Here is a 26195-nt window from a genome sequence, read left to right on the forward strand (position 1 = left end):
TTTCAGCGGTTATACTTCGATTTTTACGAAGTGTTAGACGCCATGCTCAACTATCGGCAATTGCATTACTTCTGGGTGGTAGCCAAGACCGGCAGCATCGTGCGCGCCTGCGAGCAGCTCAATCTCACGCCACAAACCATCAGCGGGCAGATTTCATTGCTGGAACAGACGTTTGGTATCGAGTTGTTTCGGCGTGTCGGACGGCAACTCGAACTGACCGAGGCCGGCCGCCAGGCACTGCCCTACGCCGAACAAATGTTTCAGCTGGGTGGCGAGCTGGAACTGATGCTGCGGGCACAACCCAATGAGCAGCAGATCCTGTTTCGCGTCGGTGTGGCTGACGTGGTGCCCAAGTCCATCGTCTATCGCCTGATCGCACCGACCATGGAGCTGAGCGAACCGCTGCGCATCACTTGCCGCGAAGACAAGCTGGAACGCCTGCTGGCCGACCTGGCGATCCAGCGTCTGGACCTGGTGATCTCCGACAGCCCGATGCCATCGCACCTGGACATCAAGGGCTACAGCCAGAAACTCGGTGAGTGCGGGATCAGCTTCTTCGCCACCCCTGAGCTGGCGGCACATTATGGACACGACTTCCCGCGCAATCTGCACGGTGCGCCGCTGCTGATTCCCGGCCCGGAAACCGTGGTGCGCAGCCGCTTGCAACGCTGGTTCGCCGAGCAGCAGATCCAGCCAAAAATTGTCGGTGAGTTCGACGACAGCGCCCTGATGCAGGCCTTCGGCCAATCCGGCAGCGGAATCTTCATTGGCCCGAGCGTGATTGCCGATGAAGTGCAACGCCAATATGGCGTGGAGGTGATTGGCCAGACCGACGCGGTAAGCGAGTCGTTCTATGCCATCTCAGTGGAACGCAAGGTCAAGCACCCCGGCATTGTCGCCATTACCGAAGGTGCCCGACGCGAGCTGTTTACAGCGCTGTGACCTCTTCGCGCGGCTTGAAAGTCATCAGGGCGATGGCCAGCAGGATCGACGCCAGAATGAAAGCAGCGGCGGCAAAGCCAAGGCCTTGCAGGCCGACGCTGTCGATCACCCGGCCACCGATCATCGCGCCCAGACCGATACCGAGGTTGGCCCCGGCGATGTTCAGCGACGCAGCGAAGGCCGGCGCTTCGGGCGCGGCCTTCATCAGGCGCACATGGCTGACCAGGAACAACGCGGCCTGGGTCACGCCCCAAATGCCCATCGCCGCCGCCAGACCGAGCGGCGAGTGGATATTCGGCACCAGCGCCACCAGGCCGGCAATCATGAACGCGCAGAACATCATCGACGCCATCAGCGGATGACGATCCACCGCCCGGCCTCCCAGGGAGTTGCCGATCAGCCCGACCGCGCCAAAGCCCATCAGGCACCAGCCGACCACGGTGCCGTTGAAGCCGGCCAGTCGCTCAAGAATGTCCGCCAGATAGGTATAGGCGGTGAACATGCCGCTGAACACAATCACTGACAGCAGCACGTGACCGAGCATCAGCGGGCTGTGCAGGATCTTGAACTGCGACCGGAAGCTCACCTGATGCTGGTGCAAGTTGGTCTTCGGCAGATAGATAAACAGCAGCAACGCCTTGGCAAAGGCGATGACCGCCAGAATCGCGAAGGCACTGCGCCAGCCGAACGCATCGGAAATCAGCGTGCCCACGGGAATGCCGAACACCGTGGCGCAAACGATGCCGAAGCCGATCTTGGCGATGGCGCGACCGGCGTAATCCGGCCCGACGATGTCCACCGCCGTTTCGCTGGCCAAGGCCCAGAACACCGGCAGCCCCAGCGCCGGGATCAACCGCGCGAAGGCCATCACCCAGATGTTCGGCGCCAGCGCCGCGAGCGTGTTGGCCAGGCCAAACATGATCAGCACCGAGATGAACAGCTTGCGGCGCTCGAAGCGGGCGAAGTACGCCGTCAGGAACGGCCCGAACGCGGCCACGGTGAAGGCGAACAGGGTCACCAGCAAACCGGCCTGCGGGATGCTGACTTCCAGATCCCGGGCGATAGCCGGCAACAGGCCAACGATGATGAATTCCGTGGTCAGCACCGTGAAACCGGCGGCAGACAACAGAAGAATGGGCAACAGCATGCAGAACTCCAGAAAACGACGACACCAGCGATAGCCCGAAGGCCCACTGGCAGAGATGAAAATGAGGATGGCGAATCTTAACAGAGTGTTTTCGGATGCGGTTGCACGAACCTGCAATTCGCGTTGAATGCCAGGGTGTCAGTTCGTCACAGGTCTGAAAGATCGCTCCTGCGCTGTGATAAAGTCCGCGCCCTGAAAAACGTACACCCTGTGTTCATCGGCCATTTTTGGCGTCGATGTCGCGATCCTCTTCGGTTTCCTGCGGGCTGCACGCGCGGTGAAACCTTGCACTTATAAAAAATCAGAGATGCCGTTTTATGACTGCTTCATCCCCTTCTCTATTGCAACGCCTTAAACGCTTGAGCCTGGTCACACAGATCGTGATCGGCCTGATCGCCGGTATTGCCCTGGCGCTGTTTGCCCCCGACATGGCGAAGTCCACGGCGTTCATCGGCAAAGTGTTTGTCTCGGCACTGAAAGCGGTCGCGCCGATTCTGGTGTTCGTACTGGTTATGGCGTCGATTGCCAACCACAAGCACGGTCAGGAAACCCACATCCGGCCGATTCTGTTCCTGTATCTGCTGGGCACTTTCGCCGCCGCCGTGGTCGCGGTGGTTGCCAGCATGACGTTCCCGTCGAGCCTGGTGCTGTCGACCCAGGACGTCGCGGTCACAGCGCCAGGCGGGATTGGCGAAGTGTTGCAAAGCCTGTTGCTGAGCGTGGTCGATAATCCGGTCAGCGCGCTGATGAATGCCAATTTCATCGGCATCCTGGCGTGGGCCATCGGTATGGGCATCGCTATTCGCCACGCCGGCGACACCACCCGTGAAGTGCTGGGCGACCTGTCCAACGGCGTGACGGTGATCGTGCGCCTGGTGATCAGCTTCGCCCCGCTGGGCATCTTCGGTTTGGTGGCCTCGACCCTGGCCACCTCCGGCTTCGGCGCCTTGATCGGCTACGCGCACCTGCTGGCCGTGCTGCTGGGCTGCATGCTGTTCGTGGCACTGGTGATGAACCCGCTCATCGTGTTCTGGAAACTGCGCCGCAACCCGTACCCGCTGGTGCTGACCTGCCTGCGCGAAAGCGGCATCACGGCGTTCTTCACCCGTAGTTCGGCGGCGAACATTCCGGTCAACCTGGAGTTGAGCAAGCGTCTGGGCCTGCACGAAGACACCTACTCGGTATCGATCCCGCTGGGCGCGACCATCAACATGGCCGGCGCGGCGATCACCATCACCGTGCTGACCCTGGCGGCCGTGCACACGCTGGGCATCGCCGTGGACATTCCTACCGCGATCCTGCTGAGCGTCGTCGCAGCCATCTGCGCCTGCGGTGCTTCGGGTGTGGCCGGTGGTTCACTGTTGCTGATTCCACTGGCGTGCAGCCTGTTCGGCATTCCGAGCGAAATCGCCATGCAGGTGGTGGCGGTCGGTTTCATCATCGGCGTGTTGCAGGACTCGGCGGAAACCGCGCTGAACTCCTCCACCGATGTGCTGTTCACTGCGGCGGCTTGCCTGGGTGAAGAGGATAAATCAGCGCGATTGGCCTGACCCCAATCCCTTGTGGGAGCGAGCTTGCTCGCGATGGACGTCAAGGATAACGCGTACTTTCTGGATAAACGCGTTGTACTCGGGTTCATCGTCGGAACGCCGCCCGGAGCAAGCTCGCTCCTACAAAAAAGCCCGCCAAGGCGCAAACCTTGGCGGGCTTTTTTGTACCCGTACGGTTTAGAACGCGCCCATGTAGTCGCGCTTGCCCACTTCCACGCCGTTGTGGCGCAGCAGTGCGTAAGTGGTGGTGACGTGGAAGAAGAACTGCGGCAGGCCGTAGGTCAGCAGGTAGGACTGGCCGCTGAAGCGTTTTTCTTTAGGCGTGCCCGGGCGGGTGACGATCTCGATGCCTTCCTTGCCGTTGATCTGCTCCGGCTGGATGCTGCCGATGAAGGCCAGTGCCTTGGCGATCAAGGCTTGCAGTTCGGCGAAGGTGGTTTCGCTGTCGTCGTACTTCGGCAATTCGACTTCGGCCAGGCGACCGGTAACACCCTTGCTGAAATCAACGGCGATCTGCACCTGACGCACCAGCGGGAACATGTCCGGGAACAGGCGCGCTTGCAGGAAGGCGTTAGGGTCGATGTTTTTTTCGGTGGCGTGAGCTTCGGCTTTTTTCAGCACGTCACTGAGGGCGTTGAGCATTTGCTGGAAAACAGGCACGCAAGCGTCGTACAGGGAAATGGTCATGGCAAGTCTCGTCTGGAGGGAACGTGGGTCATTTGTAGGAGCGAGCTTGCTCGCGATGGACGTGAACGATAACGCGTTCTGTCTGAATAAACGCGTTGCGCTGGAGTTCATCGCGAGCAAGCTTGCTCCTACAGGTGATCGGCATCAGGGGCCGATTATAGCCGCGCGCCGCCCTCCCGAGACCGGTCTTTTTCAGCTGCCGTAAACTTTGGCCACCGGAACCGCTTGCGTCATCAGCTGTGCGACGGCATCGCCCATCTCGCCGACCGCCCAGCGGCCCTTGCGATCCAGTTGCGGACCACGGCGCCAGCGGCGCGACGTTTGGCGGGGCGCGCGTGGCGCAACACCCCTTGAGCATGAAGTTTGGCGCCGCCCGGACGTGGCAGAATCGTTAGCCCTGCCTAGTCAAAACGAGTGATGTGGTGGCGAGCGTGTTCGGCCGGGAAGCCGATCAGCGGCAGTCTCCGCCCATGCGCACCAGTAGCGCCGCACGGTGCGGTTTGAGGTACGGATTGATTTCACCGACCTGGCACGACGCCAGGTTCTGCAATTCAGGCGCGAGTGGCTCTTGCAAGAACAGCAGCCCCGCCGGACGGGACTCGGACTGCAACTGCGCCACCGTCAGCGGCGCCACCGGCCGGCCCATGTAATAGACCAGACGGATATCCGGCTCACCGAGGGTATAAGCCTTCTGCCCCGGCTGCCCATCGGCCAGCGTGGCAACCTGCTCAAGACCACCGACCCGGTGCGACAACACCCGCGCCTCGACGAACATGTAGAACACCACAAACCCGGCCAGCATCACATAGGGCACAACGGCCAGGACCGTACGCCAGCGCCCCTTCAGGTCATCGAGCAGCGCCGACCAGTGCATCGCCAGCAGCAACGCCATCGACGGATAGACCGGCAACAGGTATTTGCCGTGTTTTTCAGTAAACAAGGAAAAAACCAGCAGCGGCAGCAGACTGCAAATCAGCAACATGCCCGCCTCGCGGCGCGAGCGAATCATTGCCCAGAACTTGCGCGGCTGCACGAATGCGATCAGCCAGAACGGGAAGAAATCCCCGGCCAGGTACAACAGGTACGCATACCAGGCCTCGGCGCCCTGCCCGTCGATCTTCTTCACGATGTCTTCGCTGATGATCGAGGCCCAGATGCCCCAGCCCTGATTCACCGACACCGCCAGGTACCAGGAACTGCCCAGCACCACGGCAATCAGCCAGCCCCAACCGTCGCACAGGTAAGCCTTGGCCCGGGCATCGCGGTAGATCAAGGCATAGGCCAGGATCGGCGCCGTCACCCACAACAGGCAAACCGGTCCTTTGGTCAGCAGCGCGCAACCCAGCAGCACGTAGCTCAACCGACTCCACAAGGCCCGGCCTTGCAGGAAGATGAACTGCCAGGCCGCCAGCAGCGCGCCCAAGCATAGCAGGGTCAACAGCATCTCGATTTCCGAGCGCCGTGCGAACAGGCTGAAGGCACCGTTCGCGGCCAGGAACACCACGGCGAACAGACCGACCTGCCGCCCCGCCTGCCGAACGCCGTACAAATAGGTGCCAACACAGCACAAGGCGGCGGCCAGCGCCGAAGGCAGACGCACGCTCCACTCGGACAAGCTGCCCAGCACCGCCGTCGAAACCAGGCCGGCCCAATAGAAAAACGGCGGCTTGGACAAGTACAAGTCGCCGTTCATGTAAGGCAGCAGCCAACTGCCTGCCTCTCGCATTTCACGCACGGTAACGGCGCGGCGAGCCTCGTTGACACTGAGGAACGGCACGCTGCCCAGCCCCCAGAAAAACAGCAACGCAATCGCGATAGCCACGAGCAACGTAATATTTCGGGTCGATAACGATCCGCGCATAACCTACTCCTTCAGGTGTTTGCTTTTTTTGATCAATTGCAGGTTGCGAAAGTAGACGATGGAGCCAAACGCCTGACCGGCGATGAACACCGGGTCTTCACGATAAATGGCATAGGCGAGCAGCAAGGTGCTGCCGACGATGCTCAGGTACCAGAAGCTTACGGGGATCACGCTGCGTTTCTTGTACTCGCTGTACAACCACTGCAGGACAAATCGCCCGGTAAAGGCGATCTGGCCGACAAAACCGACGATCAGCCACAAGGCCTCGCGGGTGAGATTCATCCTTCAATCTCCTGGGCAATGGTGTTCAACCGCGTGCGCTTGATCAGCCACCAGACACCGAACAAATCGAGAATGCCGACCAGTGCGCGGTCGATGTTGCCGTATTTCGACACCCCGGCCGTGCGCGGCCGGTGGTTGACCGGATGCACGATCATGCGGCCGTTATGGCGCTGGATCAGTGCCGGAATGTAGCGATGCATGTGGTCGAAGTACGGAAGGCGCAAGAACGCCGCGCGCTCGATCAGCTTCAGGCCGCAACCGGTGTCCGGGGTGGCGTCCTTGAGCAAGCGGCGGCGCAGGTTGTTGGCGAAACGCGAGGCGTAGCGTTTGCTCGCCGTGTCGCGGCGATTGACCCGGTGCCCGGCAACCAGTTGCACGTCAACCTTGCCCGGTTCGCCGCGCACCAGCGCCAGCATGCCGGGGATGTCCGCCGGGTCGTTCTGGCCGTCGCCATCGAGGGTCGCCAGCCACTGCCCGCGGGCCTCACGGGCGGCGTGGTACAGCGAGGTGCTCTGCCCCAGCGAACGTTCGTGATGCAGGATGCGCAGGGTGTTCAGGCCGTTCTGGCGGATCTGCCGCAATTCCTGCAGGGTCGCATCGGTGCTGCCATCGTCGACGACGATGATTTCGTACGACTCATCGGCCAGCGCCACGCGGATTTCCTCAAGCAGCGGCTTGAGGTTGTTCGCTTCGTTCTTGGCGGGAATCAGTACGGATACAAAAATGTCTTGGCTCATGGAGTCACTCTCGCCTTTATTGGATTTCTTTTATCAGAGGCGAATGAAGGTGTCGTACACCGGCCGACTCGATGCAGGGTTCAGCTATTCAGGGCGATGACGCCGACAATATCCCGCCCTGTGGACGCACTCGCGCGCGACCCCGCATACGGTGCCCGGCCAATTGTAAAAATGGCGTTAATATTTCATACACTTTTTGTCATCATTCACTTGATGACGCAACGAATTCGGTTGCCATTGGCGCTTGCCCATCTAAAGTGCACTCACGCGAGTGAAAAACATGAATCGGGTAAGGATGCAGAACCATGAGCACTGAGCAAGAGACGACTTTAGACGAGCAGCGGCTCGACAGTACGGAAATCCGCATTCTGGGCTCGTTGATCGAGAAACAGGCCACCAGCCCGGAAACCTATCCCCTGACCCTCAATGCCCTGGTGATTGCCTGCAACCAGAAAACCAGCCGCGAGCCGGTGATGAACCTCACACCAGGCCAGGTCGGCCATAGCCTGCGCGTCCTCGAAGGACGCGGTTTCGCCAGACTGGTGATGGGCAGCCGCGCCGACCGCTGGGAACACAAGGTCGACAAGGCTCTGGAACTGGTGCCGGCGCAGGTCATCCTGACCGGGCTGATGTTTCTGCGCGGTCCGCAGACCGTCAATGAACTGCTGACCCGCAGCGGCCGCATGCATGAATTCGAAGATGCCGAACAGGTGGTGCATCAGCTCGAACGCCTGATTGCCCGGGGCCTGGCCGTGCTGATTCCACGTCAGGCCGGCCAGCGCGAAGATCGTTACACGCACGCCCTGGGCGATCCGGCGGATATCGAAGCGATCATGGCGGCAAGGAACAACCCGGCCGAGCGTGGCAGCAGCGGGGTTTCGGTTGAACGCATCGAAGAGCTGGAAGCACGGATTGCGGCGCTGGAAGAAAGGCTGGCTCGGCTCGAATAACCCGTATGTTTGCCTGACACAACACCTGTGGATCGTGGACTGACGGGCATGTTTGATTGACACAAAACCTGTGGGAGCGAGCTTGCTCCCACAGAGGTTTGGCGGTGTTTGCGCCTATTCGTCGTCCCAGTAATCCACCCCATCGGCTTGCCGGGCAACGGCAACAAAGCCCGACGCATTACCCTCGAGGGGATGCATGGTCACCTCCTAGCTGCGGGCAAACGCCACGGCCTTGTGGAATTGCTCGTCCGTCGGCCGTACACCGGTGTAGAGCACAAATTGCTCCAGTGCCTGGATCGCGATCACTTCCAGGCCGGTGATGACCCGCTTGCCTTCGGCACGAGCACGCACGATCAGCGGCGTTTCCGAGGGAATCGCTACTACATCGAACACAGTTTCCGCTTTTTCGATCACGTCCGCCTCAAAGGCCAGTTGATCGGCCTCCGGCCCTCCCGTCATGCCGATCGGGGTGACGTTGACCAGCATCTGCGGGCGACGATGCCCCAGCTCGGCCTGCCACTCATACCCCAACGACTGCGCCAGCGCCTGCCCGGCGCGCTCGTTGCGGGCCACGATCAGGCCGTTTTCATAGCCGCCATCGCGCAAGGCGCTCGCCACGGCCTTGGCCATGCCGCCGCTGCCGCGCAGGGCAAAGGTCGAGTCCCTGGGCACCTGGTGTTTTTCCAGCAACTGGGCCACGGCGATGTAATCGGTGTTGTAGGCCTTGAGATGACCGTCGGTGTTGACGATGGTGTTGATCGATTGAATGGCGGCGGCCGACGCGTCGAGTTCGTCAACCAAGGCAATGCAGGCTTCCTTGAACGGCATCGACACGCCACAGCCACGAATCCGCAGGGCACGAATGCCGGCAACGGCACCCGGCAGGTCCTGGCTGGCAAAGGCCTTGTAGTAAAAATTCAGGCCCAGCTGTTCATACAGATGATTGTGAAAACGCAGACCAAAGTTCCCGGGGCGTCCTGAAAGGGACATGCACAGCTGGGTGTCTTTGTTGGGGTTCATCTGCATGGGGAAGCTCCTTCAAATGCACTTTTCGGATGGACGGGATTAGCCCTCCATCGGGTTCTGATCGATCATATAAGTGTGTTAACGCGGGCTTACACGGGTCGGTAAGAAAGTCGGTACAGACCTTACACAAAATTTACCTAACGGCCGTGCTGTTTTTCAGAAAAACGCTGTCTTAGAAGTATCCCCGCGACAATCCTTGGGTCTATTGCAGACACAAGCGCCGGGCTGAAGAACCGAGGAACTATCATGATCCGTAAAGTCTCCACAGTAGCCTTGCTGATCGGCGCCCTCGCTATCGCAGGACAGGCGCAAGCCCATGGTGGTGGTAATTACTGGCAGGGCCCGGCGGTGTTTGGCGCGATCGTCGGTACTGCCATCGTCGGCTCGGCTCTGATCAACGCCAACCGCCCGGTTTATGTCGCACCGCAACCGGTCTACTACCAGCCCGCGCCTGCTTATTACGCACCACCGCCTCCGGTTTACTACCAGCCGGCCCCGGTCTACGTGCAACAACCGATCTACTACCGCCCGGCCCCGGTGTACTACGGACCACCCGGTGGTTACTACGGCCCGCCACGCGGTTACTACGGCCATCACGGCCGCTGGTAACGAACTCATCCAGCCCCGCTGATAAAGCGGGGCTTTTTTATGCCCGTTTGTCGGTGCAGGTCTGGATAAATCTCGCCAAGGTCGCTATCGGGACAGTGCGCGTGGCGGAAATTGGCAAGATGGACTGACTCGTTTTCTGCCGTGCGGCAAAAAACGGTCATATTTTTGTCATGACAGTTCCGCAAGCTCGGTGCTGTCCGTCAATAACAGTTGATAACAACAAGGACGACCACATGCCAACGCAAAACCCGCACCGCATTGTCGGTCTGTGCACCTCCAGCAAGGTCTACAACGCACTGACCGAACTCAAGCACCTGGAAGGTCATCGCAGCGCCAAGTTTCTCTCGCTGCTGACCCAAAGCCTGGTGCGCAAGGGCCTGCTCAATGAGCAGGAAGTGGTTCATATGCTCGATCAGGTGGTCAGCTGACCGACCAACGGTCGTTTGCCCCCTCTGGCATCAATGACCACTATCGAAAGCGTTGATTACCCCTCAAGGCACCCGGACCTTAAAGTAACTCCACAGATTGATGGAGGTACTTGTCATGTCCAAGGTTCAGATCATGTCCGTTATCGGCAGCGCCGTCCCAGCACAGCTCAGAGAGCTGGGCATGCTCGCCTGCTGGTATCTGGTGCAAGACGGCGTGCAGATCAGCGGCCCGCTCACTTCGCTACCCGCCGCCAAGGAGCTGTCGCAACGCATCGGCACCGGCCAGTCCGGCAGGCTCAGCGCCTAAGGCAGCTGCACCCGCGGTTTGGTTTCAATGAAAATGGCCCAGCTCGACATGAACAGGGCCGCGATCAGCGGGCCGATGACGAAGCCGTTCAGTCCGAAAATCGCCAGGCCGCCGAGGGTAGAGATCAGGATCATGTAGTCCGGCATCCTGGTGTCCTTGCCCACCAGAATCGGTCGAAGCACGTTATCCACCAGGCCGATCACGAAAACCCCAAACAATCCCAGCACCACGCCCTGCCAGATCGCCCCGGTGAGCAGGAAAAACACCGCCACCGGCGCCCAGACTATTCCCGCCCCCACCGCTGGCAGCAGTGACAGAAACGCCATCAACACCGCCCAGAGCAATACGCTGGGGATGTCCAGAAACCAGAAAATCAGACCGCCCAGTGCGCCTTGCGTGATGGCCACCAGCAGGTTGCCCTTCACCGTGGCCCGCACCACACGATTGAACTTGAGCTGCAAACGGCGTTTCTGCTGTTCCTGCAACGGCACCGCCGCACGCACCTTGCGCGCCAGTTCCGCACCGTCGCGCAGGAAGAAAAACAGCAGGTACAGCATGATGAAAAAACTGACGACGAACTCGAAGGTGCCCTGACCAAAAATGAAGGCCTGCGCCGCCAGCTCCTGACCGCCGGTCATCGCGCTTTTGACGATTTTCTCTCGCAGCCCGTTCAACTCGCCCATGCCGAAGCGATCCAGAAGATGCTGGAAATACGGCGGCAGGCTGTGCTTGAACTGCGACACGTACCCGGCAATATCGAGTTCGCCGCTCTCGACGCTTTTGTAGAGCGACGCACCCTCTTGAACCAGCAAGGCGCTGATGATGATCACCGGCAGAATCGCAATCACCAGGCAAATGCTCAATGTGCACAGCGACGTGAGGTTGCGTTGCCAGCCGAACTTCTCTTGCAGCCGGCGCTGCAGTGGCGCAAAGACGATGCCAAGGATCACCGCCCAGAACACCGCGCCGTAAAACGGCAGCAGGATCCAGATGAACGCAGCGCTCACCAGCACCAGCAAAACCGTCAGTGATTTGTCTTGTAGGGGCGCTTCGTTCATGTCCGATCCGTGCCAGAGAGGACGAAAAACTTCCGCCCTGATGTTTAGTCCACTACGGCTCGCGCGAGTGCCATCGGTTTGTTGAACAAGCATAGATCCAGGTCAATAAACCCTCGCCACCGAACGTTTACCCTGCGCGGCTTTTGCGACCGACACCGCCATGAACCTCACCGCGCCAGAACTGCTCGCCCCCGCCGGCACCCTGAAAAACATGCGTTACGCCTTCGCCTACGGCGCCGATGCCGTGTACGCCGGCCAGCCGCGCTACAGCCTGCGGGTGCGCAACAACGAATTCGACCACGCCAACCTGGCCCTCGGCATTCGCGAGGCCCAGGCTCAGGGCAAGCGCTTCTACGTGGTAGTGAACATCGCGCCGCACAACGCCAAGCTCAAGACCTTCCTCAAGGACCTTGAACCGGTGATCGCCATGGCCCCGGACGCGCTGATCATGTCCGACCCCGGCCTGATCATGCTGGTGCGCCGGCACTACCCGCAGATGCCGATCCACCTTTCGGTGCAGGCCAATACGGTGAACTGGGCGAGCGTCGAGTTCTGGCAGCAGCAAGGCTTGAGCCGGATCATCCTGTCGCGGGAGCTGTCGCTGGAAGAAATCGCCGAGATCCGCGAGCAAGTGCCCGCCATGGAACTGGAAGTGTTCGTGCACGGCGCGTTGTGCATGGCCTATTCCGGGCGCTGTCTGCTATCGGGCTACATGAACAAGCGTGACGCCAATCAGGGCAGTTGCACCAATGCCTGTCGCTGGAAATATTCAGCGCAACCGGCCACGGAAAACCAGCTCGGCGAGATCGTGCAGCAGTATCAGCCGGAACCCACCCTAGGCATCGGCGCGCCCACCGGGCAGGTGTTTCTGTTGCAGGAAGCCAATCGTCCCGGCGAACAGATGCCGGCCTTTGAAGACGAACACGGCACTTACATCATGAACGCCAAGGACCTGCGCGCCGTGCAGCACGTCGAACGCCTGACGCACATGGGCGTGCACTCCCTGAAAATCGAAGGCCGGACCAAATCGCACTTTTATTGCGCACGCACCACCCAGGTTTATCGCCGGGCCATCGACGATGCGGTGGCGGGCCGGGCCTTCGACCGAGGCCTGATGAGCGACCTGGAATCCCTCGCCCAGCGCGGCTACACCGAAGGCTTTCTGCGCCGGCATGTGCATGACGAATACCAGAACTACCAGAACGGCAGCTCGGTTTCGGAACGCCAGCAGTTTGTCGGAGAGTTGACCGGCCAGCGGCGGGATCGACTGGCCGAGGTCAAGGTGAAGAACCGCTTCGGCCTGGGCGATCACATGGAGCTGATGACGCCCAAGGGCAACTTCCACTTCGATCTGCATCAGTTGCAAAACGCCAAGGGTGAAGCGATCGAGGTTGCACCGGGGGATGGGCACACGGTGTATTTGCCGATACCGGATGCGGTGGATCTGGAGTTTGGGTTGTTGATGCGGGATGTGGGGGCGACCTGAAAACCCTGATAGACACACTACTGTGGCGAGGGAGCTTGCTCCCGCTGGGGTGCAAAGCGCCCCTTAATGCAGCGTCTACAATCCATCAGATAAATTTCACCCTCTGCCTTTACGACTGCTGCGCAGCCGAGCGGGAGCAAGCTCCCTCGCCACAAAAGCCGCCAATCTCAGCCAATTACGCAAACTCCTCGCGGAGCATCGCCACAAACGCCTCACGCGCCGGGTGCACCCCGGCGTTTTCGTGCCAGTAAAACAGGTTGTCGACGGCGGTCAGTTCGGGGAATTCAAACCCCACACATCCGGCGCCTTTGGCGTATTGATCGAACACGCCTTTGGGCACCAGCGCCACGCCGGCCCCGGCGCTGACGCAACCGACAATCGCGCCATAACTGGCCAGGCTGACAATCGGCAGCGCCTGCCCCTTTCGCAACAGCCAATGCTCCAGCGCCGCCCGGTACGGACAGCCCTGGGGCCACATGAACACGGTCTGGTCCTGCAAATCGCTGACGTCCCGCAGCGGCCCCAGGGAGGTCGAGGCGATCAGCAGCAGCTCTTCGCGGTACATCGGCGTGCGCTTGAGGTGCGAACGCTCGACATCCACCGCGACGATGGCGCCGTCGAGCTTGTGGTTGAGCGTGTCATCGAGCAACTGCCCCCAGGAGCCGGTGGTCAACTCCAGTGCGACCTGCGGGAAGCGCTTGTGGAATTTCGCCAGCAGGCGCGGCAATCGCCCGGTGGCCGATGACTCAATGGCCCCGATGCGCAGCGGCCCCGAGGGTTCGGCCGAAGGGTCGACCGCACGCTTGGCTTCGGCGGTGAGGGCGAGAATTTTCGAGGCGTAGGCCAGAAAGGTTTGCCCCGACGGGCTTATGCGCAACCCTCTCCCCTCGCGCAGAAACAGCGCAACACCCAGTTCGGCCTCCAGGGCCTTGATCCGGGCCGTGATGTTCGACGGCACGCAATGCAACAGCTCGGCCGCGCGGGCGATGCTGCCGACATCGGCCACGGTCTTGAACATGCGAATCTGTGCCAGCTCCATACATCACCCATAGTGAACGATTGGCGCAGTATAAGTCAGTTGTGGCGAACGATCCGCTTTCTGATACTCGGTGCATCCACCCACAGGTGCACGACCATGACGCCGCTCACACCCTCCCCCGTTTCACCCTGGAAAATCATCCTGGCCATGGCGTTTGTCGTGGCGTGCTGGGGCTATTCCCCGACCGGCATCCATATCGGCTTGCAGGCCTACGACCCGGTGCACCTGGCACTGCTGCGCTTCCTGCTGGCTTCCGTGTTCATGGCGGTGGTTGCGATGTTCAAAGGCATTCGCCTGCCGAGCCTGCGCGATCTGCCGCTGATGTTCAGCCTGGGCTTCTTTGCGGTAAGCCTGCACCACGTGGCGATCAACTTCGGGCAGCAAGGTGTCAGCGCTGGTGCTTCGAGCGTCCTGGCCCAAACCACGCCGCTGTTCAGCACATTGATCGCGCGCTTCGTGTTCAAGGATCAGGTGAGCCTGTGGCGCTGGGGTTGCGTGCTGCTCGGGTTGTTTGGCGTGGTGATTGTGGTGGCGGGTGATCATGGCCTGGGCAGCCTCGATGCCCACGGCTTGCTGATCCTGCTGGCGGCGGTGTCCTGGAGCCTCTACTTTGCCCTGCAAAAGCATCACACCGGGCGTTACGACGGGCTGACGCTGGTGTGTTACACGGTGTGGTCCGGGACGGTGCTGTTGCTGGTTTTCTTGCCCGGCCTGGCGGACCAAGTCGCCCTGGCGCCAATGCGCGTGCAGTTTGCGGTGATTGCCCTGGGGATATTCCCCAGTGCCCTGGCGTACCTGGCCTGGGCCTATGTGCTGGCGCATGTCGATTTGAGCCGGGCGACGATGACGCTGTATTTGACGCCGCCGACGGCGATGGTCATTGCGTCTTATGCGCTTGGCGAACGGCCGACATTGATGATTGTGGTCGGCGGGCTGGTGGTGTTGGCGAGTGTGCTGGCGTTGAATCTGGAGCGGCGGGTTGTGATTGCTCAGGTTGCCCGGGTCTGATCCATGCGTTTTGTTGCCTGGACTGACGTCTTCGTGAGCAAGCCCGCGAAGAACGATGACTCTGTGTAACTGAAAAAAAGCCACCAGGTGAGCATCAGCTAGCCGAAAACCGGTCGCGACTGTTAGTCAGGTGCAACCACATGGCCGCCCGCGCCGCGTCCGGGTCCTGGCGTTTGATGGCGTTGAGAATCGCCTCGTGCTCCAGGTTGGCCAACTGACCGAGCTTGCTCAAATCCACCGCGCCACGCTCGGCGGCATTGACCCGGGTGCGTGGGATCATGGCACTGCCCAGGTGCTGCATGATTTCGGTGAAGCATACGTTGCCGGTGGCTTCGGCGATCAGCAGATGAAAACGCCGGTCCGCTTCGACACAGCTGTCGTTGTTGGCCAGCAGGCTTTGATAGTCGTCCAGTGCTTCACGCATCTGCGCCAGTTGCAGATCGGTGCGGCGCGTTGCCGCCAGCGCTGCCGCCTGGGTTTCCAGGCCCATGCGCAACTCCAGAATGCTGCGCACCCCCAACGCGGTATCGACATTCAGCCGCAGCCCCTGCTCCGGTGCGCGCTCGATCACGAACGTGCCGATGCCGTGCCGGGTCTCCACCAGCCCCGAGGCCTGCAACTTCGAGATCGCCTCGCGCACCACCGTGCGACTGACCCCATGTTCCTGAACGATGGTGTTTTCCGACGGCAGCTTGTCGCCGGGCAACATCTGGCCGAGCAGGATGCGCTGGGTCAGTTTTTCCACCAGGTCATGGGCCAGGTTGCGGCTGCGCTTGCGGGTGGGTACTTCGAGGTCTTCTTGCATCGGGGTGTCCGGAAATCAGGGCTATCGAATCGTAGCACCGCGCCGGGCGGGAATCCTGAAAAATCTCGCTCAACTTGTATGACAACACTCAACAACTAGCCCATATTGATTCATTTGAAAGGCCACCAGCCACCACCAATAGAATAATAACTTTCTGGTAACGCGCCATTTCATTAGGTAAACGTGGTTGCAAGTTCAAAAAACCTAGTTGTATGATGTCTATCAACAACGCAGCAACCAGCTTCACCCCGCATAAAAATAACGAGTGGGAGAAAACGCAGTGAATACATCCATCTCCGGGATGCACGACGACGCCAATTCAGCGCTGAAGTCCGCCATCGCCAAAGTCAAACGTCACGTCTTGCCGCTGTTCGTCATCATGTTCATCGTCAATTACATTGATCGCGTGAACATCGGTTTCGTCCGCGCCCACATGGAACACGACCTGGGCATTGGCGCGGCCGCCTATGGCCTGGGTGCCGGTCTGTTCTTCATCGGTTATGCACTGTTCGAAGTGCCCTCCAACATCCTTCTGCAGAAAGTCGGCGCACGCATCTGGCTGACCCGGATCATGCTGACCTGGGGCCTGGTCGCCGCGGGCATGGCGTTCATCCAGAACGAAACCCACTTCTACATCCTGCGTTTTCTGCTGGGCGTGGCCGAAGCCGGGTTCTTTCCCGGGGTGATCTACTACTTCACCCGCTGGTTGCCCGGCGTGGAGCGTGGCAAGGCAATTGCCATCTTCCTCAGTGGCTCGGCGTTCGCGTCGCTGATCTCAGGCCCCCTGTCCGGGTTGCTCCTGCAAATCGAAGGGCTGGGCCTGCACGGCTGGCAATGGATGTACTTCATCGAGGGCATGTTCTCGGTGGGGTTGTGCGTGTTCGTCTGGTTCTGGCTGGACTCCAGACCCCACGACGCCAAATGGCTGAGCCGCGAAGAGCAGGACGCGCTGGTCAAGGCCATCGACGACGAACAACTGGCCCGGGAAGCCGCCACGCCCATCAAGCCGTCGCTGGGCAAATTGCTCAAGGATCGCCAGATCATCCTGTTCTGCCTGATCTACTTCTTTATCCAGTTGACCATCTACGCCGCGACCTTCTGGCTGCCGAGCATCATCAAGAAGATGGGCGACCTGAGCGATGTCCAGGTCGGGCTGTTCAACTCGATTCCGTGGTTACTGTCGATTGTCGGCATGTACGCCTTCGCTTCGTTTTCGGCCAAATGGAAACACCAGCAAGCCTGGGTCGCCACCGCCCTGCTGATCGCCGCAGCCGGGATGTTCATGTCCACCACCGGCGGGCCAGTCTTCGCCTTTGTCGCCATCTGTTTTGCAGCACTGGGCTTCAAATCGGCCTCGTCGCTGTTCTGGCCGATTCCCCAGGCCTACCTGGATGCGCGCATTGCCGCTGGCGTCATCGCGTTGATCAACTCGGTGGGCAACCTCGGCGGTTTCGTTGCGCCGACCACTTTCGGCCTGCTCGAAGAACGCACCGGTTCCATTCAGGGCGGGCTGTACGGCCTGGCCGCGACCTCGATCATCGCCGCCATCATCGTGTTTGCCGCCCGCAATACACCGAAACCCGCACCTGCCGAGGCACTGGGCAAACCTGCTCCCGACCACGCCTGAATTGTGCTTTTTAAGGATTGGAAAATGAACCCACAAGACACCGCAAAAGCCCCGGTCATCACCAGCATGCAAGTGATTCCGGTTGCCGGCCACGATGGCATGCTGCTCAACCTGAGCGGCGCCCACGGCCCGTTTTTCACTCGCAACATCGTGATCCTCACGGACAACGCCGGCCACACCGGCGTCGGTGAAGTGCCGGGGGGCGAGCGCATTCGCCAGACCCTGGAAGACGCGCGAAGCCTGGTGGTCGGCAGCCCGATTGGCACCTGGCAGAAGATCCTCAATCAGGTGCGCCAGACCTTCGCCGACCGCGATGCCGGTGGCCGCGGCTTGCAGACCTTCGACCTGCGCATCACCATTCACGCCGTCACCGGCCTGGAGGCCGCATTGCTCGACTTGCTCGGCCAGCACCTGGACGTGCCGGTGGCAGCCCTGCTCGGCGAAGGCCAGCAGCGCGATGAAGTGAAGATGCTCGGCTATCTGTTTTATGTCGGTGATCGCAACGAAACCGACCTCGCCTACCGAAGCGAACCGGACGCCGACAACGACTGGTTCCGCGTGCGGCACGAGAAAGCCATGACCGCCGACGCGGTGGTCCGCTTGGCCGAGGCGGCCCACGCTCGTTATGGCTTCAAGGACTTCAAGCTCAAGGGCGGTGTGCTCAGCGGCGACGCCGAAATCGAAGCGGTCACGGCCCTCGCCGAACGCTTCCCCGATGCGCGCATCACCCTCGACCCGAATGGCGCCTGGTCATTGAAAGAAGCGATTCGCTTGTGCCGGGACCAGCATAATGTTCTGGCCTACGCCGAAGACCCGTGCGGGGCGGAGAACGGTTACTCGGGTCGAGAAGTCATGGCCGAATTCCGTCGCGCCACGGGCCTGAAAACCGCGACCAACATGATCGCCACCGACTGGCGGGAGATGGGCCACGCGATCCAGTTGCAGTCGGTCGACATTCCCTTGGCCGACCCGCATTTCTGGACCATGCAAGGCTCGGTGCGGGTGGCGCAGATGTGCCACGAATGGGGTCTGACCTGGGGTTCGCACTCCAACAACCACTTCGACATTTCCCTGGCAATGTTCACCCATGTCGCGGCGGCCGCGCCGGGCGAGATCACCGCCATCGACACCCACTGGATCTGGCAGGACGGCCAACGCCTGACCAAGGCCCCGCTGCAAATCGTCGATGGCTGCGTGCAGGTGCCACAGAAACCGGGGCTAGGGGTGGAGCTGGACATGGATCAGGTCGCCAAAGCTCATGAACTGTACAAAGGCATGGGCCTGGGGGCGCGGGATGACAGCGTGGCAATGCAGTTCCTGATTCCCGGCTGGAAGTTCGATAACAAGCGGCCGTGCCTGGTGCGTTGAGTTGACGGTTGCGCATGGCCGCCTGTTGGCGGCCGATTTTAAAAAGCGCTCGGAGCATGGCGCTTATGCCCCTAAAATGACGCGCAACTGAATCAACGACGGATGAAACCAACATGGACAGGCTGAAAACCATCGCCGCTTGCATGGCGATGTTCGCCGCGGGCCAATGCGTTGCGCAGGATCAAATCGAGACAGTGGTGAACGCCGCTGTACAACCGGTGATGCAAGCCGAGGGTATCAACGGCATGGCCGTGGCAGTCACCGTCAACGGCCAGGCGCATTACTTCAACTATGGCGTCGCTTCGACAGAAACCGGCAACCCCGTCACGCAAGACACCCTGTTCGAAATCGGCTCCGTCAGCAAAACCTTCACCGCCACCCTCGCCGCCTACGCCCAGGCCACGGGCAAGCTGTCGCTGTCGGACAAGGCCAGTCAGGTCCTGCCGGCCTTGCGCGGCAGTGCGTTCGACCACATCAGCGTGCTGCAACTGGGCACCTACAGCGCTGGCGGTTTACCGCTGCAATTCCCTGCTGAATCGGATTCAGCCGACAAAATGCTCGGCTACTACAAACAATGGAAACCGCTCTACGCCCCCGGCAGCCACCGACTGTATTCGAACCCCAGCCTCGGCCTGTTCGGCTACCTCGCTGCGCAAAGCATGGGCCAGCCGTTTGATGAGCTGATGGAGAAAACCCTGCTGCCGAAACTGGGCCTCAAGCACACCTATGTGCATGTGCCGCAGGATCAGATGGCGCTGTACGCCCAGGGCTACAACAAGGACGGCAAACCGGTACGGGTCACTCCGGGTGCGCTGGACTCCGAGGCGTACGGGGTAAAAACCAGCTCCGCGGATTTGCTGGGCTATGTCGGCGCGAACATGAAACCGGCGTCCCTGGAAAAGCCATTGCAGCAAGCCATCGCCTTGACCCATAGCCGTTACTACACCGTTGGCGATATGACCCAGGGCCTGGGCTGGGAGATGTATCACTACCCGATCACACTGGATCGTTTGCTGGATGGCAACTCCACGCCAATGGCCATGGAGGCGCACAAGGTCCAATGGCTGAACCCGCCGAAAGCGCAGCCGCAGAACGTGCTGGTCAACAAGACAGGTTCAACCGGGGGCTTTGGTGCTTACGTGGCATACGTGCCATCGAAGGACATTGGCATTGTGATGCTGGCCAACAAGAATTATCCCAATGCAGAACGGGTCAAGATTGCCCATCAGATTCTGAGCGCCCTGACTCAATAAGCCTTGCCGCCTTCTCCATAGATAAGGACGACCTCTAGAGGTCGCTTTTTTACTTTATCGGCACACCTTCGGGCGGGTCGATATTGTCCAGCGCGCGGTTCACCAACAATTCGCCCACCACTGCCAGTTGCTGAATCGACAGCGCCACATTGCGGTTGGAGCTTTCCAGCTTGCAGGCCAGATCCGTGATCAGCACGTTCAGGGATGCGAGGGTTTCACAGGCGTGGCACAGCAGCGTTGGGGTATCGACTTTGGGGAGGATGGTGAAGATGTGACTGACCGGGTCGGCGTGCTTGGGGTTGCGCAAGCGAGCGCTGACGGCGGATTCGGTGATGTCGGAGAGTGGTAAATCTGAGTCGGATGGGTATTCCGGGGGATTCGGACTTAGCTTTTTCATGAAGAAGTACCATTGGGGATTGTCGAGAAAACTACCCATCTCACTTCCACATGAGGGTGGCAGCTGTACGCAGGTGTGGAAGTCCAGGTCAATCCACCAAAACCCGGTGCACTCGAAAGTGCTCCCGCGCACAGCCGCCAAAACGCGGCAATGTTGACATAAAAAATGTCGACTTGCGCTCTGGGGGCATTGGTAGATGGCTTGAACCAACGGACTTCCACATCCGACCGCTGATTTGCAGCGGCTGACGAAGATTATCGATACGGCCCAATGGGCACCAGTTCATGGGATACGCCACGTTTTGAAGGAAACTTCCGACGCATGTGAAGGCCTTTGCCCACACTCACTTTTATGAGCATCTAATTACAAACACCTTTTTACTCATGACCGTTGTGATGCAGGTGAAACAGTTGTATCTAATGGACCTCCCAAGCCTGCGAACGGCATCGGATCAATCCGTGGCCGGGAATGACATAATGCGCGCTCAAGTATTCAAACCGACTGACCCTCGAAGGGCGTTGTAATGGAAATCACCAAACTCAAGCTCAAGGATGTCGGTCGATTCACCGATCTCGAAATCCCGTTGGCCCCCACCCCCAACCACTTCTCGAACGTGACGGTGCTGGTGGGGAACAATGGTGCCGGGAAAACGACCCTTTTAAGATCTCTGGCCACCTCATTGAGCTGGTTGGTCGCCAGAATTCGCAACGAGAAAGGCAATGGCAATCATCTTTCAGAAGAGGACATTAGAAACGGCGCTTCGTCTGCATTAATACTGATTGCCGTAGTAGACGAGTCACATGCACGCTCAAACAATCCCGATGCTAACCCTGAAGATGCACTGTTTACATGGGGGATTGCCCGCGGCCGACAAGGGCGAAAGGCTCACATTCATAGCTCGTTAGGAGGTGTCAGTCTCCTTGCGGATCATTACCGCAGCCAACTGACAGAAGATGACAAAGCCTCACTCCCATTGATCGCCTACTACCCGGTAGAGCGCTCCGTTCTGGAAATGCCGCTAAGAATCCGAACTAAACACTCCTTTGATCAAATAGACGGCTATGACAACTCGCTAAATCGAGCTGTTGATTTCCGACGTTTCTTTGAATGGTTTCGCGAGCGCGAAGACAGCGAAAACGAATCTGGCGTGTCCGCCACCGCGTTGGCCGAAATTTCCGAAAAATTCGGCAAGAACAGTGACATCTGGAAAACTCTTTCCCAATTAAAAGCCTCATCCCGCGATCGCCAGTTGACGGCTGTTCGCTCTGCTATCGCAGCATTCATGCCTGGCTTCAGTAATCTGAGAGTAAAACGTAAGCCACGCTTGCACATGGCCATCGATAAAAATGGAACCACGCTCAACGTATCCCAGCTCTCACAGGGCGAAAAGTCGATGATGGCGTTGGTCGGCGACATCGCGCGCCGGTTGGCGATGATGAACCAGTCTCTGGACAACCCATTGGAGGGTGACGGCATCGTCCTGATCGACGAGGTCGATTTGCACCTGCACCCCAAATGGCAGCGCAGTTTGATTCGGCAGTTGAGCGAAACCTTCCCCAATTGCCAGTTTGTCCTGACCACTCACTCGCCATTGGTCATCAGCGACGCGAAAGATGTGCTGTGCTACGTGCTCAATGACGGGGAACTGCAAGAACACAATGGCCTGTATGGATTGGATGCCAACCAGGTGCTTCTGGAAGTCATGGACACTGATGTGCGTAACAGCGAAGTGCAACAACGTCTGAATCTATTGCTCAAGCATTTGCAGGATGGTGATCTGGACGGTGCGAAAAAACTGTATTCCGAGCTCTCGCTAGAGCTGCCAGAGGGACATCTGGAACTGGCGAAGGCGGCTTTGTTGATACGCAAGTTGGAGTTGCGCCGTGCGTAAGATCGATAAAGGCATGGAGCCGCCATCGTTGACGCGCTTCAAACACTCAAACAAGACCTCGCGTTATCAGGATTTACCACCGGATGAGAGACGACTCATTCGAGTTTCGTGCATCTCGGAACAGTACGGTTTATGCGCGTATTGCTGCCAGTCGATTACGATTGATGATGCCCATAACGAACATCTTGAAGCCCAGGACCATGCTCCGAATCGAACGCTGGACTTTTCCAACATCGTCGCCAGTTGTCAGCGCCCTCATCAATGCGGTCATGGTCGAGGAACACGAGTGTTGCCGCTTACACCCTTGATGGCCGAATGCGAGTCCGAATTGAAGTTCTACTTGTCCGGCCTGGTCGCGGGAAAGACCGAGCGGGCCAAGGTAACAATTCAGACATTGAATCTGGGTCATACCGAGCAAAGTAACAAAGGACTTGTTGGCAAACGAAAAGCGATGGTTGATGCACTCATTTATAGCCTGAGCGTACCTCCCGAAGACCTGCAATTTGAAGACGAAGAACTCCTAAGCCTGCTTTTGGAGGATCTGAAGGTTCCCGATGCGGCTCAATGCCTTCAGCCTTTTTCACCCGTGCTGGTCAATGTCATCCATCAATTTCTGGCTCAACCTTGAGCTAGAGTCAGCGGTTCTTCAGGTACGGGTAACGCTGCTGCGCAGCGAACACAGGCTGTGCTCGCTGCAACAAGAATCAATCATCCGGCATTTCTGGCGGTTTGGTGGGCTTGGCCGGTTTGCCAGGTTTTGTACCTTTGGTGCCTTTAGCCGCCGGCTCGGCTTCAGCGACGGGAGCAGCCACGGTCGCTGTAAATTCTTTCTCGGCCGCCGGCAACTGATCGACAGCGCTGAAAATCTCGTCCAGCTTGATGGCGTCCGATTGTTCAAGTTTCTTTTCGCCGTCCTTGCCGACCAGAATCACCTTGGTCTTGGCGCCGGCACCCAGCTTGAGCGAGCGGATCAGCGCCGCCGTGTCTTGTGGCCCGATGTCTTTGCCGTCGCGCTGGCCCATCAGATTGAGTACGGTGTAGAGCACCATGTTGCGGTCGGTGAAACCCTTGCGATTGGCCGGCTCATCCAGGGACTTTTTCAGGCTGACCCAGATCGGATCAACCGTGCTCGGAGCGATGACAATCAGTGGCCGAGCCCTGCCCTTGTCCATGTCCAACGGTGAGTCGCCATCGGCGGCGAACGAGGTGCCGGCAATCGCCAGCAAGGTAGCCAGGGTCAGTGACCTGATGAGCATGCGCATCTCCTTTTGTGATATCCACGCTCTAATGATTGCGCATCGCGGCGATCGACGTACCGCAAATATTTTTCGCCTTGTCCCAAGCTTAGGTCAGGGCGGTCATTGCGCAACAGGCTGGGCTAATCTGAAGACTCATGACAACCCGCCTGATCCGTCGTGAGGACTTGCCCATGAGCACTCAGTTGAATCACACCATCGTCTGGTGCCGGGACAAGCAGGTTTCGGCGAATTTCCTGGCCAGCCTCCTTGGCCTGCCCGCCCCGCAGCCCTTCGGGCCCATGCTGATCGTCAAACTGGATAACGGCGTGTCACTGGATTTCTACGACAACGACCCGCCGATAGCGTCTCAGCACTACGCATTTTTGCTGGGCGACGAGGATTTCGATGCGGCCTTCGCACGCCTGCAAGCCAACGGTCAGCCGTGGTGGGCCGACCCGGGCAAGCAGCGACTGAGGGAGATCAATGATTACGCGGGAGGACGGCGGGTGTATTTCGATGACCCGGACGGGCATCTGCTGGAAATATTCACCCGCGAATGAAGCTGGCGTGGCGGCTTGAATCAGAACGCCAGTTTGTAGCCGATCAACAACAGCATGGTCGCCAGGCAAGGGCGCAGCAGTTCGTCGGAGATGCGCCCGGTCAGGTGGCTGCCCAGGTAAATCCCCGGCAACGAGCCCACCAGCAAGTAACCCAGGACGTGCCAATCCATGTTGCCCATGCTGGCATGGCCAAGGCCCGCGACCAGGGTCAGTGGCACGGCATGGGCGATTTCAGTCCCCACCAGGCGGCGGGTCGGCAGCATCGGATAGAGAATGAACAGTGCCACGGTGCCCAGTGCACCGGCGCCGATGGACGTCAGCGCGACCATGGTGCCAAGGACCAGCCCGGTGATGACCGTCATCACGTTCAGGCGCACTCCGCTGGGGTTGTAGTTGCCGCCCGCACGTTTGTGGGCGAAGTCGAGCAGGCGCTTCTTGAACAGGATCGCCAGTGCTGTGGCAAACAGTACAAAACCGAGGGCCTGCTTGATGATCGCGTTCATCGCCTCGGGGGCGCTGTGCAGGGTGCTGAGAAACCACAGCGTCAACGCCACCGCAGGCACGCTGCCTAAGGTCAACCAGCCGGTAATCGCCCAGTCGATGTTGTTGTTCTTGCGGTGAACCAGTACACCGCTGGATTTGGTGATGGCGGCGTACAACAGATCGGTACCGACCGCCGTCGCCGGGTTGATGCCGAACCCTAGCAGGATCGGCGTCATGAGCGACCCGCCACCCACGCCAGTCATGCCGACGATGAAGCCGACAACCAGCCCGGCAACGACCAACCCGATGTTCACTAAATCCATGAATACGTCCACAAAGATCGCAAGGGAAATCTGGCCCGCAGCATAGCGATATTTCTTATAACCAGTTATATCGATGCGATCTATCTTTATGCCTGTAGGAGCGAGCTTGCTCGCGAAAGCGTCAGCACATCCGGTATTGATGTGATTGAAAGTCAGTCATCGCGAGCAAGCTCGCTCCTACAGGATTCACTGCACCGGCAGGAAATTCAGGAACAGCAGGCTCTGGGCATAGTTCAGGCCGATGCGCCGGTAGCGCTCGTCGAGCATCTGGGTCAGCAGGTCCAGCCGGGCGACGATCTTGCCGAACTCGACGGCAAAGGTCAGGTTGCTACCCTCCTCCGAGATTTCATTGGAGAACAGCAAGGGCTGGCCCTCTTTGTTCTGTCGCTGGCTGAGCATCCAGGTGGCGATCTCGATGTTGCGCGCGGCATTGCTGACGAAGATAGGGTTGATCGTATCGGTCATGTAGAACTCGAGGCGATTGCCATGGGCGGTCACCAGCATGCTGCCGATGGCATAGATGAACGCCCCGACCCGATCGCCGAGAAATTCAGGGCTCATGGCAAAACGCAGGGCCGCGAGGTCCTTTTTGCCGCCGAGGGTGGGCAGCGGTTGCTGCTGCTCGATGGCCATGCGCACTTGCTTGCCGGCGGTGCGGGCATCGAGGAAACCGGACTTTTTCAGCTCATAGGGGTTACGCAGGTAGAGCTTGCTCATCAACAGGTAAAGACTGTTGAGGTTGTCGCGCATGGTCAGGGTTGCCATGCGGTCGACGCTGGTTTGCAGGAACTCCTGGGGTTTGCCTTCGCGCATCTGGGTGATGGTGTCGCCGCCCTGCTGCTGGCTGCAACCGGTAACGAAGAACATCGAAAGACCTGCCAGCAGCAGGCAATGACGGCGGATTTTTGTGCTGATCGCGGGTGAAACTCGAGCCATGGGTTCTTGAACTTGGGCATGGGCCGACGGTGGGGATCGCCGCAGGCTGCCATGGATAGAGCCGGACATTTCGAAAAAGTGCAGTATCGGCACAGAGCAATCGATCACCGGCAAGGTGCAACTCAAGAGTTCGCAGCCTGCCGTACCCCCTGCGGGGAAACCAATGGACTATTCTGCTGCCCACTGAATTAGCCATC

Annotated in this window: 27 protein-coding genes and 1 pseudogene; 14 read left to right on the top strand and 14 right to left on the bottom strand. The window is 59.5% G+C overall.

Translation table 11 applies throughout. The features are described from left to right. The first annotated feature begins 42 nt into the window (after nucleotides 1-42). On the top strand, nucleotides 43-942 hold the full coding sequence (gene nhaR, locus AC3ITY_RS22810) for a transcriptional activator NhaR (protein WP_489305116.1): 900 nt from the start codon (nucleotides 43-45) through the stop codon (nucleotides 940-942). On the opposite strand, the gene AC3ITY_RS22815 is transcribed toward nhaR, so the two are convergent. After that, nucleotides 929-2089, bottom strand: a complete 1161-nt coding sequence (locus AC3ITY_RS22815) for an MFS transporter (RefSeq protein WP_489305117.1) — start codon at nucleotides 2087-2089, stop codon at nucleotides 929-931. The two genes, nhaR and AC3ITY_RS22815, sit on opposite strands and share 14 nt — an antisense overlap. 317 nt (nucleotides 2090-2406) lie before the next feature. Between AC3ITY_RS22815 and sstT the strand changes: the two genes are divergently transcribed. Beyond that, nucleotides 2407-3639, top strand: coding sequence for a serine/threonine transporter SstT (gene sstT / locus AC3ITY_RS22820; protein ID WP_489305119.1), 1233 nt, complete (start codon nucleotides 2407-2409; stop codon nucleotides 3637-3639). Between the two features lie 177 nt (nucleotides 3640-3816). Here the strand turns inward: sstT and AC3ITY_RS22825 are convergent, their stop codons facing one another. The 4 genes from AC3ITY_RS22825 to AC3ITY_RS22840 all read right to left on the bottom strand — a co-directional run bounded on the left by AC3ITY_RS22825 (nucleotide 3817) and on the right by AC3ITY_RS22840 (nucleotide 7206). Continuing rightward, nucleotides 3817-4326, bottom strand: a complete 510-nt coding sequence (locus AC3ITY_RS22825; RefSeq protein ID WP_489305121.1) for a DUF1993 domain-containing protein — start codon at nucleotides 4324-4326, stop codon at nucleotides 3817-3819. 451 nt (nucleotides 4327-4777) lie between these two features. After that, complete coding sequence (locus AC3ITY_RS22830; RefSeq protein WP_489305123.1) at nucleotides 4778-6187, bottom strand: ArnT family glycosyltransferase; 1410 nt, start codon at nucleotides 6185-6187, stop codon at nucleotides 4778-4780. Between the two features lie 3 nt (nucleotides 6188-6190). After that, nucleotides 6191-6469: a lipid-A-disaccharide synthase N-terminal domain-containing protein gene (locus AC3ITY_RS22835; RefSeq protein WP_223457192.1), complete on the bottom strand. Its 279-nt coding sequence runs from the start codon at nucleotides 6467-6469 to the stop codon at nucleotides 6191-6193. Further along, the gene (locus AC3ITY_RS22840) at nucleotides 6466-7206 is read right to left on the bottom strand and encodes a glycosyltransferase family 2 protein (protein ID WP_489305124.1); all 741 of its coding nucleotides are present in this window, start codon (nucleotides 7204-7206) and stop codon (nucleotides 6466-6468) included. Before AC3ITY_RS22840 ends, AC3ITY_RS22835 begins: the two co-directional genes overlap by 4 nt. A gap of 305 nt (nucleotides 7207-7511) precedes the next feature. On the opposite strand from AC3ITY_RS22840, the gene AC3ITY_RS22845 reads away from it, so the two are divergent. Then, entirely contained in the window at nucleotides 7512-8156 is a 645-nt protein-coding gene (locus tag AC3ITY_RS22845) for a YceH family protein (protein ID WP_489305126.1), read from the top strand. A 114-nt stretch (nucleotides 8157-8270) separates the two neighbouring features. Here AC3ITY_RS22845 and AC3ITY_RS22850 read toward each other — a convergent pair. Both AC3ITY_RS22850 and AC3ITY_RS22855 read right to left on the bottom strand, forming a co-directional pair. Continuing rightward, nucleotides 8271-8342 (bottom strand): annotated as a pseudogene (locus tag AC3ITY_RS22850) (cupin domain-containing protein); the annotation flags it as partial. A gap of 21 nt (nucleotides 8343-8363) precedes the next feature. Continuing rightward, nucleotides 8364-9182, bottom strand: a complete 819-nt coding sequence (locus AC3ITY_RS22855) for a shikimate 5-dehydrogenase (protein ID WP_489305128.1) — start codon at nucleotides 9180-9182, stop codon at nucleotides 8364-8366. 246 nt (nucleotides 9183-9428) lie between these two features. Here AC3ITY_RS22855 and AC3ITY_RS22860 point away from each other — a divergent pair, with 246 nt between their 5' ends. The 3 genes from AC3ITY_RS22860 (at nucleotide 9429) to AC3ITY_RS22870 (ending at nucleotide 10526) form a co-directional block, all read left to right on the top strand. Further along, nucleotides 9429-9791 (top strand): hypothetical protein, encoded by a 363-nt coding sequence (locus tag AC3ITY_RS22860; protein WP_489305130.1) that lies wholly within the window; start codon nucleotides 9429-9431, stop codon nucleotides 9789-9791. A gap of 233 nt (nucleotides 9792-10024) precedes the next feature. Continuing rightward, nucleotides 10025-10219, top strand: a complete 195-nt coding sequence (locus AC3ITY_RS22865; RefSeq protein WP_008052996.1) for a hypothetical protein — start codon at nucleotides 10025-10027, stop codon at nucleotides 10217-10219. A 115-nt stretch (nucleotides 10220-10334) separates the two neighbouring features. Further along, complete coding sequence (locus AC3ITY_RS22870) at nucleotides 10335-10526, top strand: hypothetical protein (protein ID WP_056722448.1); 192 nt, start codon at nucleotides 10335-10337, stop codon at nucleotides 10524-10526. Here AC3ITY_RS22870 and AC3ITY_RS22875 read toward each other — a convergent pair. Continuing rightward, complete coding sequence (locus tag AC3ITY_RS22875; RefSeq protein ID WP_489305132.1) at nucleotides 10523-11584, bottom strand: AI-2E family transporter; 1062 nt, start codon at nucleotides 11582-11584, stop codon at nucleotides 10523-10525. The two genes, AC3ITY_RS22870 and AC3ITY_RS22875, sit on opposite strands and share 4 nt — an antisense overlap. Nucleotides 11585-11744: 160 nt before the next feature. Between AC3ITY_RS22875 and trhP the strand changes: the two genes are divergently transcribed. Continuing rightward, entirely contained in the window at nucleotides 11745-13070 is a 1326-nt protein-coding gene (trhP, locus tag AC3ITY_RS22880) for a prephenate-dependent tRNA uridine(34) hydroxylase TrhP (protein WP_489305134.1), read from the top strand. Between the two features lie 175 nt (nucleotides 13071-13245). Here trhP and AC3ITY_RS22885 read toward each other — a convergent pair whose 3' ends face one another. Then, nucleotides 13246-14109, bottom strand: coding sequence for a LysR family transcriptional regulator (locus AC3ITY_RS22885; protein ID WP_489305136.1), 864 nt, complete (start codon nucleotides 14107-14109; stop codon nucleotides 13246-13248). Nucleotides 14110-14205: 96 nt separating this feature from the next. Here AC3ITY_RS22885 and AC3ITY_RS22890 point away from each other — a divergent pair, with 96 nt between their 5' ends. After that, the gene (locus AC3ITY_RS22890; protein WP_489305137.1) at nucleotides 14206-15117 is read left to right on the top strand and encodes a DMT family transporter; all 912 of its coding nucleotides are present in this window, start codon (nucleotides 14206-14208) and stop codon (nucleotides 15115-15117) included. A 94-nt stretch (nucleotides 15118-15211) separates the two neighbouring features. Here AC3ITY_RS22890 and AC3ITY_RS22895 read toward each other — a convergent pair whose 3' ends face one another. Next, nucleotides 15212-15922, bottom strand: coding sequence for a FadR/GntR family transcriptional regulator (locus AC3ITY_RS22895; protein ID WP_489305138.1), 711 nt, complete (start codon nucleotides 15920-15922; stop codon nucleotides 15212-15214). Nucleotides 15923-16202: 280 nt separating this feature from the next. On the opposite strand from AC3ITY_RS22895, the gene AC3ITY_RS22900 reads away from it, so the two are divergent. The 3 genes from AC3ITY_RS22900 to ampC all read left to right on the top strand — a co-directional run bounded on the left by AC3ITY_RS22900 (nucleotide 16203) and on the right by ampC (nucleotide 20170). Then, nucleotides 16203-17549 (top strand): MFS transporter, encoded by a 1347-nt coding sequence (locus AC3ITY_RS22900; protein WP_489305139.1) that lies wholly within the window; start codon nucleotides 16203-16205, stop codon nucleotides 17547-17549. Nucleotides 17550-17573: 24 nt separating this feature from the next. Next, nucleotides 17574-18917, top strand: a complete 1344-nt coding sequence (gudD, locus tag AC3ITY_RS22905; protein WP_489305140.1) for a glucarate dehydratase — start codon at nucleotides 17574-17576, stop codon at nucleotides 18915-18917. 143 nt (nucleotides 18918-19060) lie between these two features. Beyond that, nucleotides 19061-20170: a class C beta-lactamase gene (gene ampC, locus AC3ITY_RS22910; protein ID WP_489310976.1), complete on the top strand. Its 1110-nt coding sequence runs from the start codon at nucleotides 19061-19063 to the stop codon at nucleotides 20168-20170. 49 nt (nucleotides 20171-20219) lie between these two features. On the opposite strand, the gene AC3ITY_RS22915 is transcribed toward ampC, so the two are convergent. After that, on the bottom strand, nucleotides 20220-20567 hold the full coding sequence (locus AC3ITY_RS22915; RefSeq protein WP_489305141.1) for a DUF6124 family protein: 348 nt from the start codon (nucleotides 20565-20567) through the stop codon (nucleotides 20220-20222). A 523-nt stretch (nucleotides 20568-21090) separates the two neighbouring features. On the opposite strand from AC3ITY_RS22915, the gene AC3ITY_RS22920 reads away from it, so the two are divergent. After that, entirely contained in the window at nucleotides 21091-22458 is a 1368-nt protein-coding gene (locus tag AC3ITY_RS22920) for an AAA family ATPase (RefSeq protein ID WP_489305142.1), read from the top strand. Further along, the gene (locus AC3ITY_RS22925; RefSeq protein WP_489305143.1) at nucleotides 22451-23086 is read left to right on the top strand and encodes a retron system putative HNH endonuclease; all 636 of its coding nucleotides are present in this window, start codon (nucleotides 22451-22453) and stop codon (nucleotides 23084-23086) included. The genes AC3ITY_RS22920 and AC3ITY_RS22925 overlap by 8 nt, the downstream gene beginning before the upstream one ends. Before the next feature lie 76 nt (nucleotides 23087-23162). On the opposite strand, the gene AC3ITY_RS22930 is transcribed toward AC3ITY_RS22925, so the two are convergent. Further along, nucleotides 23163-23714 carry a DUF4174 domain-containing protein gene (locus AC3ITY_RS22930; protein ID WP_489305144.1) on the bottom strand — a complete coding sequence of 184 codons (552 nt, stop codon included), beginning with the start codon at nucleotides 23712-23714 and terminating at the stop codon, nucleotides 23163-23165. A gap of 173 nt (nucleotides 23715-23887) precedes the next feature. Here AC3ITY_RS22930 and AC3ITY_RS22935 point away from each other — a divergent pair, with 173 nt between their 5' ends. After that, nucleotides 23888-24256, top strand: a complete 369-nt coding sequence (locus AC3ITY_RS22935; protein ID WP_489305145.1) for a VOC family protein — start codon at nucleotides 23888-23890, stop codon at nucleotides 24254-24256. Between the two features lie 20 nt (nucleotides 24257-24276). On the opposite strand, the gene AC3ITY_RS22940 is transcribed toward AC3ITY_RS22935, so the two are convergent. Beyond that, a complete protein-coding gene (locus tag AC3ITY_RS22940; RefSeq protein ID WP_489305146.1) occupies nucleotides 24277-25062 on the bottom strand; it encodes a sulfite exporter TauE/SafE family protein in 786 nt (261 codons plus the stop codon). 186 nt (nucleotides 25063-25248) lie between these two features. Next, entirely contained in the window at nucleotides 25249-25998 is a 750-nt protein-coding gene (locus AC3ITY_RS22945; RefSeq protein ID WP_489305147.1) for a hypothetical protein, read from the bottom strand. Nucleotides 25999-26195 lie beyond the last annotated feature (197 nt).

The sequence above is a fragment of the Pseudomonas sp. GL_091 genome, from assembly GCF_057837725.1.